14 protein-coding genes are annotated in these 16031 nt (G+C 35.5%); 1 reads left to right on the top strand and 13 read right to left on the bottom strand.

From position 1 onward, the window contains the following. Position 1: 1 nt before the first annotated feature. The 9 genes from L1I30_RS07835 to L1I30_RS07795 form a co-directional block, all read right to left on the bottom strand. Complete coding sequence (locus L1I30_RS07835; protein WP_236133725.1) at positions 2-1222, bottom strand: ABC transporter permease; 1221 nt, start codon at positions 1220-1222, stop codon at positions 2-4. Further along, positions 1222-1992: an outer membrane lipoprotein-sorting protein gene (locus L1I30_RS07830; protein WP_236133724.1), complete on the bottom strand. Its 771-nt coding sequence runs from the start codon at positions 1990-1992 to the stop codon at positions 1222-1224. The genes L1I30_RS07835 and L1I30_RS07830 overlap by 1 nt, the downstream gene beginning before the upstream one ends. Positions 1993-2208: 216 nt before the next feature. After that, positions 2209-3660 (bottom strand): RtcB family protein, encoded by a 1452-nt coding sequence (locus L1I30_RS07825; RefSeq protein ID WP_236133723.1) that lies wholly within the window; start codon positions 3658-3660, stop codon positions 2209-2211. Further along, positions 3660-4076: an archease gene (locus tag L1I30_RS07820; protein ID WP_236133722.1), complete on the bottom strand. Its 417-nt coding sequence runs from the start codon at positions 4074-4076 to the stop codon at positions 3660-3662. Before L1I30_RS07820 ends, L1I30_RS07825 begins: the two co-directional genes overlap by 1 nt. Beyond that, positions 4073-4714 (bottom strand): class I SAM-dependent methyltransferase, encoded by a 642-nt coding sequence (locus tag L1I30_RS07815; RefSeq protein ID WP_236133721.1) that lies wholly within the window; start codon positions 4712-4714, stop codon positions 4073-4075. Before L1I30_RS07815 ends, L1I30_RS07820 begins: the two co-directional genes overlap by 4 nt. A gap of 114 nt (positions 4715-4828) precedes the next feature. After that, entirely contained in the window at positions 4829-5239 is a 411-nt protein-coding gene (locus tag L1I30_RS07810; protein ID WP_236133720.1) for an OsmC family protein, read from the bottom strand. 190 nt (positions 5240-5429) lie between these two features. Continuing rightward, the gene (locus L1I30_RS07805; protein WP_236133719.1) at positions 5430-6815 is read right to left on the bottom strand and encodes an FAD-binding oxidoreductase; all 1386 of its coding nucleotides are present in this window, start codon (positions 6813-6815) and stop codon (positions 5430-5432) included. 290 nt (positions 6816-7105) lie between these two features. Further along, positions 7106-8197 carry a nickel-binding protein gene (locus L1I30_RS07800; protein ID WP_236133718.1) on the bottom strand — a complete coding sequence of 364 codons (1092 nt, stop codon included), beginning with the start codon at positions 8195-8197 and terminating at the stop codon, positions 7106-7108. 130 nt (positions 8198-8327) lie between these two features. Continuing rightward, positions 8328-9266, bottom strand: a complete 939-nt coding sequence (locus L1I30_RS07795; protein ID WP_236133717.1) for an EamA family transporter — start codon at positions 9264-9266, stop codon at positions 8328-8330. 191 nt (positions 9267-9457) lie between these two features. Here L1I30_RS07795 and L1I30_RS07790 point away from each other — a divergent pair, with 191 nt between their 5' ends. Further along, positions 9458-11599, top strand: a complete 2142-nt coding sequence (locus tag L1I30_RS07790) for a catalase (protein ID WP_236133716.1) — start codon at positions 9458-9460, stop codon at positions 11597-11599. A 96-nt stretch (positions 11600-11695) separates the two neighbouring features. On the opposite strand, the gene L1I30_RS07785 is transcribed toward L1I30_RS07790, so the two are convergent. From L1I30_RS07785 to lpxD, 4 genes are all read right to left on the bottom strand, one after another. Continuing rightward, the gene (locus tag L1I30_RS07785) at positions 11696-12538 is read right to left on the bottom strand and encodes a DMT family transporter (RefSeq protein WP_236133715.1); all 843 of its coding nucleotides are present in this window, start codon (positions 12536-12538) and stop codon (positions 11696-11698) included. A gap of 199 nt (positions 12539-12737) precedes the next feature. Continuing rightward, positions 12738-13193, bottom strand: coding sequence for a KTSC domain-containing protein (locus tag L1I30_RS07780; protein ID WP_236133714.1), 456 nt, complete (start codon positions 13191-13193; stop codon positions 12738-12740). Between the two features lie 245 nt (positions 13194-13438). Next, positions 13439-14779, bottom strand: a complete 1341-nt coding sequence (locus L1I30_RS07775) for a DEAD/DEAH box helicase (RefSeq protein ID WP_236133713.1) — start codon at positions 14777-14779, stop codon at positions 13439-13441. Between the two features lie 112 nt (positions 14780-14891). Beyond that, the gene (lpxD, locus tag L1I30_RS07770) at positions 14892-15884 is read right to left on the bottom strand and encodes a UDP-3-O-(3-hydroxymyristoyl)glucosamine N-acyltransferase (RefSeq protein WP_236133712.1); all 993 of its coding nucleotides are present in this window, start codon (positions 15882-15884) and stop codon (positions 14892-14894) included. Between the last annotated feature and the right edge of the window lie 147 nt (positions 15885-16031).

Here is a 16031-nt window from a genome sequence, read left to right as displayed (position 1 = left end):
ACTAACTATTTATGGCTTCAACAGGTTTTAACTTCATCACCTTATACCCTGGGTAAAAGGCTAGTAGGATAGATAATATTAAAACGATTAAAGTTTGAACAATAAAAATTTTCTCATGACTAGATAAGTATATAATAGATTCTATACCGTAATCTTCATAAACTTGTTTTAAGTCTCCCGTTAAATGAATAGGATGTATGGTGAACCATTTTATAAATAGTATACCAGCAATAACCCCAGTAAAACAACCAATTAAGGAAATCATAATAGATTCTAATAACAGCACTAAAGCCAGTAATCGCTTCTTCATTCCTATGGCAATCAAAATGCCTAATTCGTGTTTACGTTCAAAAACCATCATCAACAACGTGCCAAATAATCCGAAGGAAATTATAAAATAAAGCACGCCAATAATGATATAATGTCCTGTGCTATCGGCTTCTATAAATTGATCCATTTCCGGCATCATTTCTTTCCAACTCATCACTTCATATTTATCAGCATCGATAGATTTTAGCAAAGTATGTTTTAGATCTTCTAAATTACTAGCTTTATCCAGCATTACCGAAACCGATGTTAACCTATTTTCGGCTCCGTGCATGGCTTGTGATTGTTGAAGGGGCATATACACAACATTGTTATTCAACTCAATTGCTCCCAGTTTTACCAGTCCTTTTACTCTGAACTTTGCAGCAGCACTACTTGCATGATATCCTTGGCCTAACAACACCAAAGTATCATTTACTTTTAGCTTTAATTGTGAGGCTAAGCCTTCACCTAGAACTACCGCGTTGTCATTAATACCTTCGATGTACTCGCCAGCTACAATTTTCTCGTGCAAATTATTAACCTCTTTTTCCTTGTCAGGATCAATCCCTAAAACAAGAACCCCTTTCGTTTTTTCGGAGTAAGAAGCCAATGCAAATGTTTCTAATCGAGGCATGATATGAGTAACCTTCGGGTTTTTAAGTAACTCCTCATACAATTGATTATCTTCCTCAAAAGTATTATCAATAGATTGCTCATCCCAATATCCTTTTTGATGAATTTGCAAGTATCCGGAAGAATAGCTCACCACATTATGAATCATGTTGTCATAAACACCATCGGTTAGGGAACGGAAAATTATAGCCAACAACACTGCAAAAAACACAGAGGTTGCAGTAATAATCGTTCTACGCTTATTGCGCCATATGTTTAACCAAGCTAGTTTTAGTAACATTATTTCAACTGTTTCATATTCCTCGTGGTGAAGAAGTTATCATTAATAGGGATGTCAAAAATGATATCGTTATATATAATCACCGTACTATTTCCTTCTTTTTCAATGGGAAGCATTTCAATTTTTGAAGTTATTTTTCTACCTCCAACTTCTTTAACTTCACTAGAGGTCATAACATTTACCAGTTCTCCATCTTCATCATAGAATTCAGCCTTTAGCTGTAAATATTCAGCAGAATCAATCCATACAACCACCTTTTCCCATACAATTGCTGCGGAAGGTTTTGGTATCATTTCAATTTTATAGCAGTCTTTATTGGAAACGGTTTCTTTCCCTAAGAGTTTATGATCATAATCTGAAACTGAAGACGCTTCTTTAACCAAATCATCATTCGTGAAATCGGTTCCCATCCAACTTTGCGACATCATAGAGGGAGGTAATTTGATAGTACGTTCAATAGCCGGAATCCAATTCCAAACCTCTTTTATACGCTTTAAAAACACGGTTCCTTTTTCTCTGGCGGGAGAAGTAACTAATATCATGGAATAATCATCTCCCTTAGACCAGGCTTTAATATTCATTTCCCGATTCCAAGTAGGTCTAATTATTTTGATGGTGATATCTGCTTGTGATGTTTTTCCGCGCATATTATCATCAGCTATCTTGACAATTTCTTTTGCTGAAAGATCTTGTTGACCAAATACCTTTACTATCGGCATTATAAAAATTACAAAGCCGATAGTAATTTTCAAGAAGTGTGGATGTTTCATAAAATCAAAGTTAGCTGACCTTATGAGAGAAAAATATGATGTTTATCAGTCTAAAGTGGGAAGAAATTCTAAATAACTAAAAAGTAATGATTAAAAATAAAAAGGATAGAAGTTTAAATATAATAAATCATTCTACGGTATATATTCTATTGGTGTCTCTATATTATATAGAAAGTAAAATTTAAAAAGGCTAGTATTATATATAGTTAAGACTGTTCAACCTTTAATAACTACCACCGGTTTCAATTTTGCCACCTTTTTGGCAATTCCCGAGGCATGAACCGTGTCTACTACTAAATTTACATCTTTATAAGCTATTGGCGCTTCTTCAGCAATTCCTTTAAAAGATCCAGCTTCTATATATATACCTCTTTCTTTTAGCTTCTCTTTTAATACGGGGGCATTCACTTGTTTTTTAGCTGCGGTTCTGGATAAACGTCTTCCCGCACCATGACAGCAAGATCCAAAAGCGAGTTCTCTACTTTTTTTGGTACCGGCCAGAATATAGGAACAGGTTCCCATGCTTCCAGGAATGATTACGGGTTGTCCCGCATGTTTATATTTAGGAGGTAATTCTTCAAAATCGGGACCGAATGCTCTTGTGGCGCCTTTACGATGTACCACAAGGTTTTCCCTTGTTCCATTTACGGTATGAGTTTCTATCTTTGCAATATTATGGGCTACATCGTACAGTAATTTCAATTCTCCTGCATTTTCCTGAAAGATATTTTTCCACGCAGTTCTTACCTCTGCTGAGATCACTTCTCTATTACACCATGCGTAATTTGCGGCTGCGCACATAGCTTTAAAATACTGTTCTCCTTCGACAGAATTTAAGGGAACACAGGTTAGTTCCCTGTCGGGTACTTTGATATTATATTTAGGCATGGCGTTCATCATTAACCGTATATAATCGGTCGCTACCTGATGTCCAAGACCTCTTGAACCAGTATGAATAAGTATGACTACTTGCCCTATTTCTAAATTATATGCTTTAGCAACCTCTTCATCATAAATTTCCTCTATATAATCTACCTCCACAAAATGATTTCCCGAGCCTATGGTACCCAATTGACTGGTTCCTCTTTTTTTTGCCATTTCCGAGATCATATCAGGATCAGCTTCAACCAGTTTACCGTTATTTTCAATATAGGCTAAATCTTCCTCTACCCCATACCCATTTGCAACGGCCCATTCGGCACCGGTTGTAAGAACTTGATTCATTTCTTCAGCAGAAAGATGAATATCTCCTCCTTTTCCCATGCCTGAAGGGATTTGTGCATACATTTCTTTTGAGAGTTCTTCCAGCTTATCTTGTATCTGTTCTATTTTAAGGGTTGAAGTTAATAAGCGCACGCCACAATTAATGTCGTAGCCAATTCCACCAGGAGATATAACACCATCCGGTAATTTTGTTGCTGCTACGCCCCCAATAGGAAAACCATAGCCTTCGTGAACATCAGGCATAACAAAGGAAGCCTTTTGAATTCCAGGTAAAGTGGCTACGTTTACAAGTTGGTTGAGGGATCTGTCCTCCAAAATATCATCCAGAAGTGTTTCAAAGCATAGAACCCTGGCAGGTACTAACATATCTTCTCTAAAAGATTTAGGGATCTCCCAAAGAAAGTCTTCTATTTTAATGATATCGGTTTTTCTTAATTTTTTCATTATATATCAAAGATGATACAGGTTTCCCATAAATTGCTTTCTGCATTTTTTACTACATTGGCCTCATGATAGGTAACGGCTTTAATTTCTTCATCAAATTCATTTATTTCATTACCGAATATTTCAGCAACAATTCCATATTTCTTAAAGCTTAGAATATTGATCTTACAATAAATAGTATTGTTAGCATAGGTATGTGAAAGCACATCTGATAGGAAATCAATTAGTAAATTAGTAAAATCTGATGCCGATGTTTTTATAGTTGTCTTTCTATGAAATATGAAAGTATGATCGCAAATACCTTCCTTTAACAAATTACTCATTCCTTTTGTACCTGCCACAAAGAGCTTTTGTAATGATTCTGCTTCCAGTAGCATTCTAACGTCAGCAGTATGAGGCAGGTACCGGATTTTCATTTTTTTACTGCCTTAACCACTACAAATGAACCTTCTCCATATCCTTCTTTTGGAATCTGAACTTTCTTAATCTCATCTAAACTTTCCCCAAATAAGGTTTGATTATATTCGAATTCCTTGAACTTTGCCGCTTTTAATAATTTTTCAACCTGACTAACCGAATGATAAATAGCATTTTTGAAAAAGGTACTTCGATGTCGCTTTTCATCATATTGCTTCGCTACTGCCTGATCTTTATCTAAAAAGCCAATAAGTATAGAGCCACCAGGTTTTAGAACACGGTGCGCTTCGTTAAATGCAGCTTTAATATTATGGAGATGGCATATAGTAACAAAGAGAACAAAATCGAAATGCATAGCTCGATAAGGTAAATTTTCGGCAACAGCTTTCATTACTTCTATGCCTCTTTTCCTGGCTTTTTTTGCCATTTCTTCTGCAGGTTCAATTCCTTCCTTGATACCAAGTGCTTTTGAAAACTGTCCTGTACCTAAGCCAACCTCAATACCATTTATATTTTCGGGAAGCTTTAACAATTGCTGTTGTATGGCTGCGACCTCAGACTGGTATACTTCGGGATAGTTAGTATACCATTCTTCGTAAGCATCTACATTTTTGTTGAATAATTCTGTTTGTAGCATGATTCTGAAATTTGGATTCACCATCAAAAATGAGAAGTAATTAACTTTAAAACAATGACTTATATCAGTCAAGAAAAATAACTTTCACAGATTTCAATTTTTAAAAGATCAATACTAAAAACCGGTCTTATTTACTATAATTCTTCCGGTAATTGAACAAGAAAGTTTTACGGTATTAAAGATGGTTCCAAATTTTTCAATATTCTTCTTTAATAGGTCTTTATTCAAATTCTTATCATCACTATAAATAGTCAGTATATACTCTAATTGATCCATTCTTGGTGGGTTTTCAAGTCGTTTAGCCATAACCTGTAAAGAGGTTTTAGTATAGGTGAATTTTAGAATCTCCGAAAAACGTTCTACATTCTTTAGGATACACGCTGCAAAAGAACCTAAAAACAATTCCGCAGGATTTGGCAAATTTTCTTCACTTTTCGAGGTGGTCCCAAATTGGATTTTTGATCCTTTAATATTGATCTGTGCATCTCTAGTGAAATGGGATTCTGAAGTGATATTGTAATTCATTTGGAATTTATTTTAAAGAATCTTACTTCCTAATTTCGGATAATTCCTGGTCCTGAAGAATGATATTTATCAACTTAATATATGCCACCGGATTTTTTTAGATAAAAAAGCCGCTAATTTATATTAGAAATTAGCGGCTTAACCAAACAGAAACTCCCCTAAATTCCTGTAATTATATTAAAGTATAATATCAAGGTTTGATATTTTGATTAATACAAAATAGATTTGTAGGATCGTACTTTCTTTTTATTTGCAATAACCTGTCGTAGTTATGCTTGTAACTAGCCTTTACCCTATCTTGGCCTTCATCCATCATAAAATTAGAATAAGCACCCCCGGAAGAATATGGGTGAAGTGCTTCCCAATACTCTTTGCACCAACTGGTAATTTTATCAGCATTTTGAGCATCTTCGTCTACTCCCACTATCACGCCTGCATATTTAGCATCTCTGTAAGCCCAGGCAGTTTCCTTACTCCCTACTCTGCCCGCCGCCCCACTTATTGGATATAAATGCATTTGGGATAAAGCCGTGGGAATTTTGGAACCATATTTTAAATGTTGTGCTCTAATTTCCGGGCCTAATTCATTAAAAAAATCGGCTCGCCAATACCATTGTAAGCCAGATGGAAGTAATCCATCAAACATTGTTTGAATAGAAGGATAAGGCATTTCTCCAACATGCTCGAAAATCGGATTTAATTCTCTGACCGGCTCAAAAAATTTATCAAAATCGGCGGCATTTCCTGTATAACACCAAACAATTCCGCAAAACTTTTTATTATGAAGATGTTCAGGAAATGGAGGTCCCGGGATTACCATTGTAGCTATAAATCCATTTAAATCATCTGGAGCCTTGTTCAAAAAATTATCATACCACTCCATAATTTTTTCGGTTTGCTCTATAGACCATAAAGTTGGACCTCCAATAACAGTTTTAACCGGGTGCGCCTGAAATTTGAATGAAGTAACAATACCAAAATTTCCTCCCCCTCCACGGATAGCCCAAAAAAGATCTGGATTTTTATTGGCATTTACCGTTACATAACTGCCATCGGCCAGAACCATATCGGCTTCCAATAAATTGTCTATTGTAAGACCATATTTACGTGATAAATGCCCTATTCCTCCTCCTAGGGTCAAGCCACCAACTCCTGTACTTGAAATTATTCCGGCAGGTACAGCAAGTCCAAATGGATGAGTGGCATGATCTACTTCTCTCCACAGGTTTCCGCCTCCAACTCTTACCGTATTATTGGATGTATCTACTCTCACAGATTTAAGTCCCGATAAGTCGATAACCAGCCCATCATCACATAAACCCAGGCCGCCTCCGTTATGCCCTCCTCCTCTTACAGCCACCAGTAAGGTATTCTCACGGCCAAAATTCACGCTAGCCATAACATCAGCAATATCATCACATTTCACAATCATTCCCGGATGCTTGTTTATCATTGCATTGTAGACCTTTCGAGTATCCTCATAATTAGTATGGGAAGGTAAGATCAATTCACCTCTCACGTTTTTTTCAAAATCGTTGATTTTTTGGGGGGTTAATTTTTCTACTACTGTTAACATGATATTTAAATTTTTAATTAATAATATCGAATGAAGATGTTTTCACCTTCATGAATATGGACTCTTTAAAATATTTTATTTGAAGTACAATGTTATGAAATTCAGATAGTTACAACTTATTCACCTGGCTTATCAAATTTACTCCACCAATTACCCTTTAATAAATTATGTAGATTGTGAGTGTTGATCATGACCAAATTTAACTTATCAATTTCTGTAGAATATCTACATTTAATTCAAAAAGTTCTAAAATTGAGTCATTGAAGTTTTTTCAAAATCTATTCAGGGGTTTAACTATGAATGTATTTGGAGGGAAGTATTCCGAATTTTTCCTGAAAGCATTTTGAAAAATATGCGGGACTGTTAAAGCCTGTTTCAAAAGCGATTTCAGAAATATTACCGGTTTTGCTTTTTAGAAGTTTTAGAGATTGTTGTAAGCGGTACTTCTTTAAAAAATTGTTAGGAGAAGTATTGGTTAAGGCCATCATTTTACGGTACAGTTGAGATTTACTAAAGCCGAGATGTTTGCTGAAATCATCCATCTTCAAATCGGCTTTATTCCATTTTTGTTCGGTATAATCCATTAAAATATGAAGAAATTTTTCATTAGATGAGCTTAAAATAGTTACACCTTCTTTATTCAAAGAGGTATTTCTATGTTCACTTTCATAAAGATCTTTGACATCGGCAGATAGAACAATTTCTCCTTGCACCACATCGCAAAGCCATTCACTTAGTTTAATGGTATCCTCAAATATTCCTTTTTTTTCTGTTACCGGAATTCCACAGCATATTCCAATATTAAGTTGAAGCTCATTAGTCCTGAAGGTATTGCTGAATTCTTTAAAATGAGATTGAATCGCTAAGGCAGATGAAACGGCATGGGTAACCGATTTAAAAGATATTAGAAGATAATCATCTAATTGTTGTTTTACAATTCGGCCTTCAGAAGATGTAATGATTTCAGAGAAGGAATTATGGAGATCTTGCAGGCTTTCATTTTGAGATGTAGAACGGGGGAATTCTAGAGATTTTGGTTTAAACTTGACCACCATAATAGATCTAAATGCTGGATCATTGATAATATTTAACTCTGTATTCTGTGCTTTTACTGGGTCTTCAATTCTTCCTAAAAAGGATTCGACTATAGTATCGTCAACCTCAATTATCATATGTGGTACATCACCATGAGCCTGATCGTGCATTTTCTTTATAGCTTCAATATTTGGAGCTTCCACCAAGCAAAAGGCAGTCTTCCTTTTATCATCAAACCAATAGGTTAAACCCCGGCAGCCATATTTATGCTCTATTTTGAGATCTTCTTTATGTAACTGCGCAACGATTTCAGCTGTTACAGCTTCAGAAACATCGTGGCGATCCATAAAGATTGGCATAACTCATTAAATATGACTTAAGTTAGTGATTTTTAATAAGTTAAATTAACAAGATGATAAAATATATTTTTTTTGAATTAAAGATAATTCAAAATTCACCCAAATAGTTTTGTCTAAATCATACTTTTTTACGCCCAAGTTTGCCCTGAAACCTCGAGAAAAGAACTATTGTCTTTTTGGTATTAATAAAGTAAACTCCTGTAAGAAGGATGGCTGCAGCAATTACCGATTGTGTGGTAATTTGTTCATTTAAAAAATACCAGCCTAAACTAAGGGCTATTATAGGGTTTACATAAGTTGATGTTGCTACTTTTTCAGGCGAAACAGTTTTGAGTAGATAATTGAAAGAGGTAAAAGCTACAATACTTCCAAAAATAATTAATAGTAACATTGAAATTTGAACTGGAGTGCTCCAACTGTAGGGCATAGACCAGGTTTCTCCAAATATAAAACTTGAAATAAGTAGCATAATTCCTCCAAAGAACATTTGGTAACCCGTATTCACAAAATAGTTACGAGGCAAGATAGCTTTACTAACAAATATACTACCGTAAGACCAGCTTAATAAGCAACAAAATATCATGATCATTCCAACTATAGAACTTTCTTTACTTAATAACTGTTTTTGACTAACTAGTAGATAAACTCCTATAATTCCTAGTATCACACCTATAATAGACATAGGCTGGATCTTTTTCCCATCTAAAATCCTCATTAATAATAAAACAACAAGGGGTTGTGCTGAGATCTCTAATGCCGCAAAACCACTGTCTACATATCTTAATGCCCATACTACTATTCCATTTCCGAAGGACAGGAATAAGAAACCTGCAATTATAGTATTAAACAATTGCTTTTTTGTAATAGATAGGCTAATCCCCATAAGCTTACTAATAATAAAAATTAGTATTCCTGCTGTGATAAAGCGAATAGAAGCAAGCATAAAAGGTGGTAGCTCAGTAACAGCAATCTTATTTAAAAGATAAGTGGAGCCCCATATAAAGTAAATGGAAAAAAAGGCGAGTACAATAAGTACTGTATTAGGAGCTTTACTCATAGAGATACCGGCTATTTTGGCAACTACAATATTAAGGATAAACTTCCTTTGAACAGCTCATTAAACTTATTATAATTTCCTTAACAATAGTTTAAGTAAAGCTTAAATGTATACAAAACACTTCTTCTTAATTTAGAGGTCCAACCAAAAACTAATCTCATCTATCAAATTATGAGAATATACCGTTAAAAATGAAAAAATCAGAAAAAACCAACTCAAAGAAAATTCAGGATTTGGAAAAGAATACTGAATACGGAAAAGACCAGTTTCTAACAACCAATCAAGGGGTTAGAATTAATGACGATCAAAATTCGCTAAAAGCAGGAGAACGTGGCCCCTCTCTTTTAGAAGATTTTATACTACGAGAAAAGATCACGCATTTTGACCATGAACGTATTCCGGAAAGAATAGTACATGCTCGTGGCTCTGCTGCTCACGGTTATTTCCAGGTATACGAATCTATGGAAAAATATACCAAAGCCGGATTTCTTAATGATCCGGAACGAAAAACCCCGGTCTTCGTTCGGTTTTCAACAGTAGCAGGTTCTAAAGGTTCAACCGATTTGGCCAGGGATGTACGTGGGTTCTCTACAAAATTTTATACGGATGAAGGTATTTATGATTTGGTAGGAAACAATATTCCGGTATTTTTTATTCAGGATGCCATGAAATTTCCAGATCTTATCCATGCTGTAAAACCAGAGCCAGATAAAGGTTTCCCTCAGGCTGCCTCAGCGCATGATACCTTTTGGGACTTTATTTCTCTTATGCCAGAATCTACACATATGATCATGTGGGCAATGTCTGACAGGGCAATTCCCCGAAGTTTAAGAATGATGGAAGGTTTTGGTGTGCATACGTTTAGATTTGTAAATGAAACAGGAGAAGCACATTTCATTAAGTTCCATTGGAAGCCGCTTTTAGGAACACATTCCGTACTATGGGATGAAGCCGTAAAAATTTCAGGAGCCGATTCAGATTACCATCGTCGAGATTTACATGATGCTATTGAAAACGGAGATTTCCCAGAATGGGAATTAGGAGTGCAAATTATTCCTGAAGCCGATGAGCATAAATACGATTTCGACCTTCTTGATGCTACTAAATTAGTGCCTGAAGAATTGGTGCCAGTCCAACGTATTGGTAAAATGACACTAAACAGAAATCCGGATAACTTCTTTGCTGAGACCGAACAGGTTGCCTTTCACCCAGGACACCTGGTACCCGGGATAGAATTTAGTAACGATCCTTTATTACAAGGTAGATTATTCTCTTACACAGATACGCAATTATCACGATTGGGTAGTCCAAATTTCCATGAAATTCCAATTAACCGTTCTGTAGCGCCTATTCATAATAACCAAAGGGATGGACATATGCGTCAGGAAATTAATAAAGGCCAAACCCATTACCATCCTAACTCCTTAGGTGGAGGTTGTCCGTTTCAGGCAAAAATGAGTGAAGGAGGTTTCAGTAGTTATGGAGAGAAGATCGATGCTCATAAAACTAGGGAACGAAGCCCAAGTTTTAAAGATCATTTCAGCCAGGCAACTATGTTCTATAACAGCCAGACCGATATAGAAAAGCAACATATTATAGATGCCCTTAGTTTTGAGTTAGGAAAGGTTAATACCGTTGAAATTAGAGAACGTATGGTGGGAATTCTTTCTGAAATAGATGCTAAGCTTGCAAAAGATGTTGCCGAGAATTTAGGAATGAAATCTGTTCCTAAAACCGAGAAACCTATCAATAAAGGCGTTCCTGCCGATGCCGATCAAAAGAATTATGAACCAACCAAATCAAATCCGCAGACTAAGAAATCTGAAGCGTTGAGTTTGTTCTTTGATAATCCAAAGACCATTAAATCCAGACAAATTGCTTTCTTGTGTGCCGATGGGGTTGATGCCGCTTCATTAAAGGAAATGAAATCAGCAGTTGAAAAAGAGGGTGCCTATGCTAAGATCGTTGCACCTCACCATGGAGAGATAAAAGACTCTGAAGGTAATATGATAAAAGTTGATGACAGTTTGCTCACCGGGGCACCATTTGTATTTGATGCTTTCTATGTGCCTGACGGAAAGAAAAGTGTGGATGCTTTATCTAAGGAACCGGATGCAATTGAGTTTTTAGATCAAGGATTTAAGCATTTAAAACCCATTGCCGGGATTGGAGAAGCCAAGGCTTTATTCGATAAAACAGACTTTTCTAAAATGATTAATGACGATAAAGCCGGTGTGTTATTAGCTGATTCTAAATCTGCTAAAAAGATAAGCTCGTCTTTCATTAAGCTTTTAGAAGATCATAGAGTTTGGTCTAGAACTGAGGTGATGTAGCATTCTAATTGCAATTAGAATGTTAAAAAGCCTGAAGAGTATATTCTTCAGGCTTTTTACTTTGTTGTCTAAAGTGTGAGTAAATCACTTAAGTCTTTATTTAGACTTACGAGAGATGAAAATACTACTTGTTAGAATAAGAATTCCTCCCAAAACAATGTTCAGAGTTATTGGCTCATCTAAGACAAAATATCCCAATAAGATGGCACTTACTACTTCCAGATACATCAAGGTGGTTGCAGTTCCCGCTGAAAGCTGTCTAAGGCCATAAAAGAAAAGTTTAAATACCACCACTCCTATTAAAAATCCGTAGAAAACTCCCATTCCCAATTGATCTAATTCTACTGAAGGAAGACTTATTAAGAAAGGTACAAATACCAACGCACCTACGATATTCTGATAAAAAACCAATTGATTTCTACTAAAATTGTGAGTTTCCGATTTGAACAGAACCACGGTGACTGCGTATCCTATGGAAGCTCCTAAGGCAGAAATCATCCCAATGAAATCTCGAGATTCAAAACTAAAAGGTTTGCCCAGGTAAGTAATTATGATACCAATAAAAGCTAAGATCAATAAATACAACTGCTTAGGTTTTATCTTTTGTTTAAAGAATAAAGCTTCTATCGCAGTAACAAATAATGGATATGTATAAAAAAGGACAACAGTATTACCTATAGAAGTGTAAATATATGCGAGTAGATATAAATACATTCTAATAGCATTAATACCAGATGCCAAGAGCATTTTTTTATTGTTTCCTCTAAAATCAAGTTCTCTATCTTTTACTAAAAATGGCAGCAGGATAAAAATTGGGATAGCCGTTCTAAACCATGCGATAGATCCGGTGGTCATTGCCGACATGTATTTAATAAGGAGTCCATTCGCTCCCGCAAGTACTGCACATAGTATTATTGCATAAACAGCTTTTTTATTCATAATCTAAAGCAGTATCAAGTCTAGTTTAAGGTGAAAAATTTGAAGATGCAAAGAACGTTAAAAAAAGAAGTTCTTGGGTTCTCTTTAATAATTAATCTAAATAGAAGAGTAAGCTTTATTTATGAGGATATTTGAATAAAAAAAGTCCAAAGGATTAATGAAACTCTTTGGACTTTTAAAAATTGATAATCGTTTAGATCTAAGCCGGTTGCATAGCAGTATCTTTCTTAGATTTTCTATACAAGAAAGAATTGAAAATAGTTCTCTTGGCAAAACGAAACTGTCTGTCTGAATTAATAAGCTTTATATACAACGCTTTGTTAACTCCAAAATATTCGTAGGTAGTTCCATCTAAAAATGAAACTTCCAGTACGTTACCTTTATGTTGGAAATCGGCAATACCCGATTCGTTAATAGTTTTAGTGTATTCTTCAAGATTAGCCGCTTTGGTTTCTGGAGCAATACTAACCAAAAAGTGATACCCATCAATTATTTGACGACTCATAATCTCAGCTTCTTCCCTCTTTTCATCACCTTCTTGGAATTTGTCTGGATGCCACTCCTTTACCAAATTTCTATATGCAGTTTTTAATTGTTTAAGATCTATTTCTTTCTCAACATTAAATAATTTCTTGTATTCGTTCACACGCTTCATAAATGCCTCATTTTAAAGGAGGCGCGAAATTAGTCTTTTTTTTCTTATATAAAGCATGTCTTCTGGTAGTATTATTTATTCTTAGCTAGAAGTGCTTATTTGAAGAAGGGTTGTAACAGACTATAAATGAAAAGATTCATATAACATCTTCGGGGTTTTAAGCTTCAGATTTCATATAAACCTTTTTCCATAGTCATATTTAAAACTATCTATAAGTAATAAAAATGTTTTTTAACTGTATAAAATTATTTCTTCTTTTTTGCAGGAAGTTCAGCTTTGATTAGGAGATCACTTTTTCGTTGTAATAGGTAAGAAGCTAACATCTTTTCTATCAACTCATCTTTCGTTAAATGATGAAAAACCGTTTTGATCTTCTCTTTTAACTCTGGAGAAACCTCATGATTGGGTTTGGTCTTGAAAATTTGTTTTGCCCATAATAATGTGTTATTCTCTTCAACGCTTTCAGGGGTAGGTTTTCTATATTCTCGAAAAACAATTCCTAGTTCATCCTGAAATTCCGCAATATCCGGCACCTCTTCTTTTTGAAGCACTGTCAAAGAAAGACCCTTAGCCCCTGCTCTGGCTGTTCTTCCGCTTCTATGTACATAAGTTTCATATACATCAGGCAAGTGATAATTTACAACGTAAGAGATCTCCTTCACATCAATACCTCTTGCAGCAAGATCGGTTGCTACCAGGATATTGATATTACCTTGTCTAAATTGTGCCATAATCCTGTCTCTAATTGGCTGTGAAAGGCTTCCATGTAAAGCACCTGAAGAAAATCTATTGATTGCCAAATTTTTAGCTAGCTTATTAACTGCTGCTTTGGTCTTACAAAAAATAATTCCGCGTTCTCCTTCTTTAGATGACAAGAAATGCATAAGCACATCCAATTTTTCTATTGGTTCCACCACCACAAATTCATGATCTATTCCTTGGTTCCCTATGGTAGACATAGCAACACTTACCTGAATTACATGTTTGGACATATAATTTTGAATAAGTTGTTTTATAGTCCCTGGCAAAGTTGCAGAAAATAGGAAAGTTCTTTTTTTCTTTGGAAGTTCAGCTACAATTTCATTTAAACCTTCTTTAAGTGAAGTCACCATTTCATCGGCCTCATCCAGCACAAGATAGTTTACCTCTTTAATATTTATAGCTTTTCGTTTAATAAGATCTATGAGCCTTCCCGGAGTAGCAATTACTATATGCGTGGGTTTTGTAAGCCGTTCTATTTGGGGTTTAATGGGAATTCCTCCACAGGTAGCTGCTATAGAAACATCAGGTAAATTTTTGGCATAAGCTTCCAAATTGCTGAAAATTTGATGTCCCAACTCCCGCGTTGGCACCAGAATAAGGGCCTGAATATGATTTTTCTCGGTATTTATAAGTTGTAATATGGGCAAACCAAAAGCCGCAGTTTTCCCTGTTCCTGTCTTTGCTATTCCAACAAAATCTTCTGTTTTATCTAATAGGATGGGAATGGACTTCTCCTGAATTTCTGTTGGAGTAATGATCTTTAATTGATCAAGATTTTTTACAATATCTTCTGAAATTCCTAACTGGGAGAACTTATTTGCCATAAATAGATTTTTGACAAAGATAAGCACTCTTTTTCGCTATTAATAGGGAAAATGAATTCCTTTCCAGTTTTAAAGAAAAGGAATCTTCTGTTATAAATCGGGTTACGCTTAATTAATTCTTTATCAAATTTCTTAGGGCAACCCATTGTTTCAACATATCTTTAGAATCGCAGGCAGGGTATCCCAAAACGGTTTGTCCCGCTGCCACATCTCTCATCACCCCTGATCCCGCTCCTACAATAGCGCCAGAGTGAATGGTAGTATGGTCTTTAATAGATGCACTTCCACCAATTATTACACCATCGCCCAGGGTAACCGAACCTGCAAGTCCGCTACTACCTGCCATAATACAAGAGCGACCCAGTACCGAGTTATGACCTATTTGCACGAGGTTATCAATCTTACAACCGTCACCAATAATAGTCGAACTGAATTTCCCTCTATCAATACAGGAATTAGAACCAATCTCTACTCCATTTCCGATGATAACATTTCCAATTTGAGGAATTTTTATCAAACCTTTACCCTCGGGGCATGGCCTGTAACCAAACCCGTCGGCACCTATACTTACATTAGAATGTATAATACAATGGCTTCCCACCTCACAGCGCTCTCTAATAACTGTTCCAGACCACAACACTGTATGATCACCAATGCTCGTTTTATCTAAAATAGTAACATTTGGGTATAGTACCACCGATTTTCCTAGTCTCACATCTTTCCCCACATAACATCCAGCGCCAATAATGCAATTCTCACCAATAACTGCTGTTTCATGAATAACCGCAGTAGGATGAATGTCTACTCCCAATTCAGGTGGACCCGGATTGAAGACCTCTAAAATTTGAGCCATTGCTAAATCTGCATTTTTAACTTTTATTAAAGCCCTGCCCTCGCCCGGCTCTACGTTAAAATTTTCATTTACAATAGCAGCTGCTGCCTTGGAAGTTTTCCACAGTGAAATATATTTAGTGCTGCCAATAAAAGTAATATCAGTGCTCGTAGCTCGTTCTAATTGTTCGGGCCTTTGAATAATTAACTCGGGGTTACCTATCAGTTCGCCATTTAAAATTGAATTGATCTCTGTAATACTATATGATTTCATAATGTGATAAGTAAGGTGAATTATGGGGATTAGTAATTAAAACGGCGAAATATAGGGTTTAATTCTGAATTCTTAATAAATTCTTAAAATTCTGGTGAATTAAAATAAATTATTCAATTGAGGAGACTCTTTTAATTATTTAATTAA

Source organism: Gillisia lutea (genome assembly GCF_021568705.1).
In the GTDB taxonomy this organism is placed as follows: domain Bacteria; phylum Bacteroidota; class Bacteroidia; order Flavobacteriales; family Flavobacteriaceae; genus Gillisia; species Gillisia lutea.
This window is presented reverse-complemented; position numbering and strand designations above follow the sequence as displayed.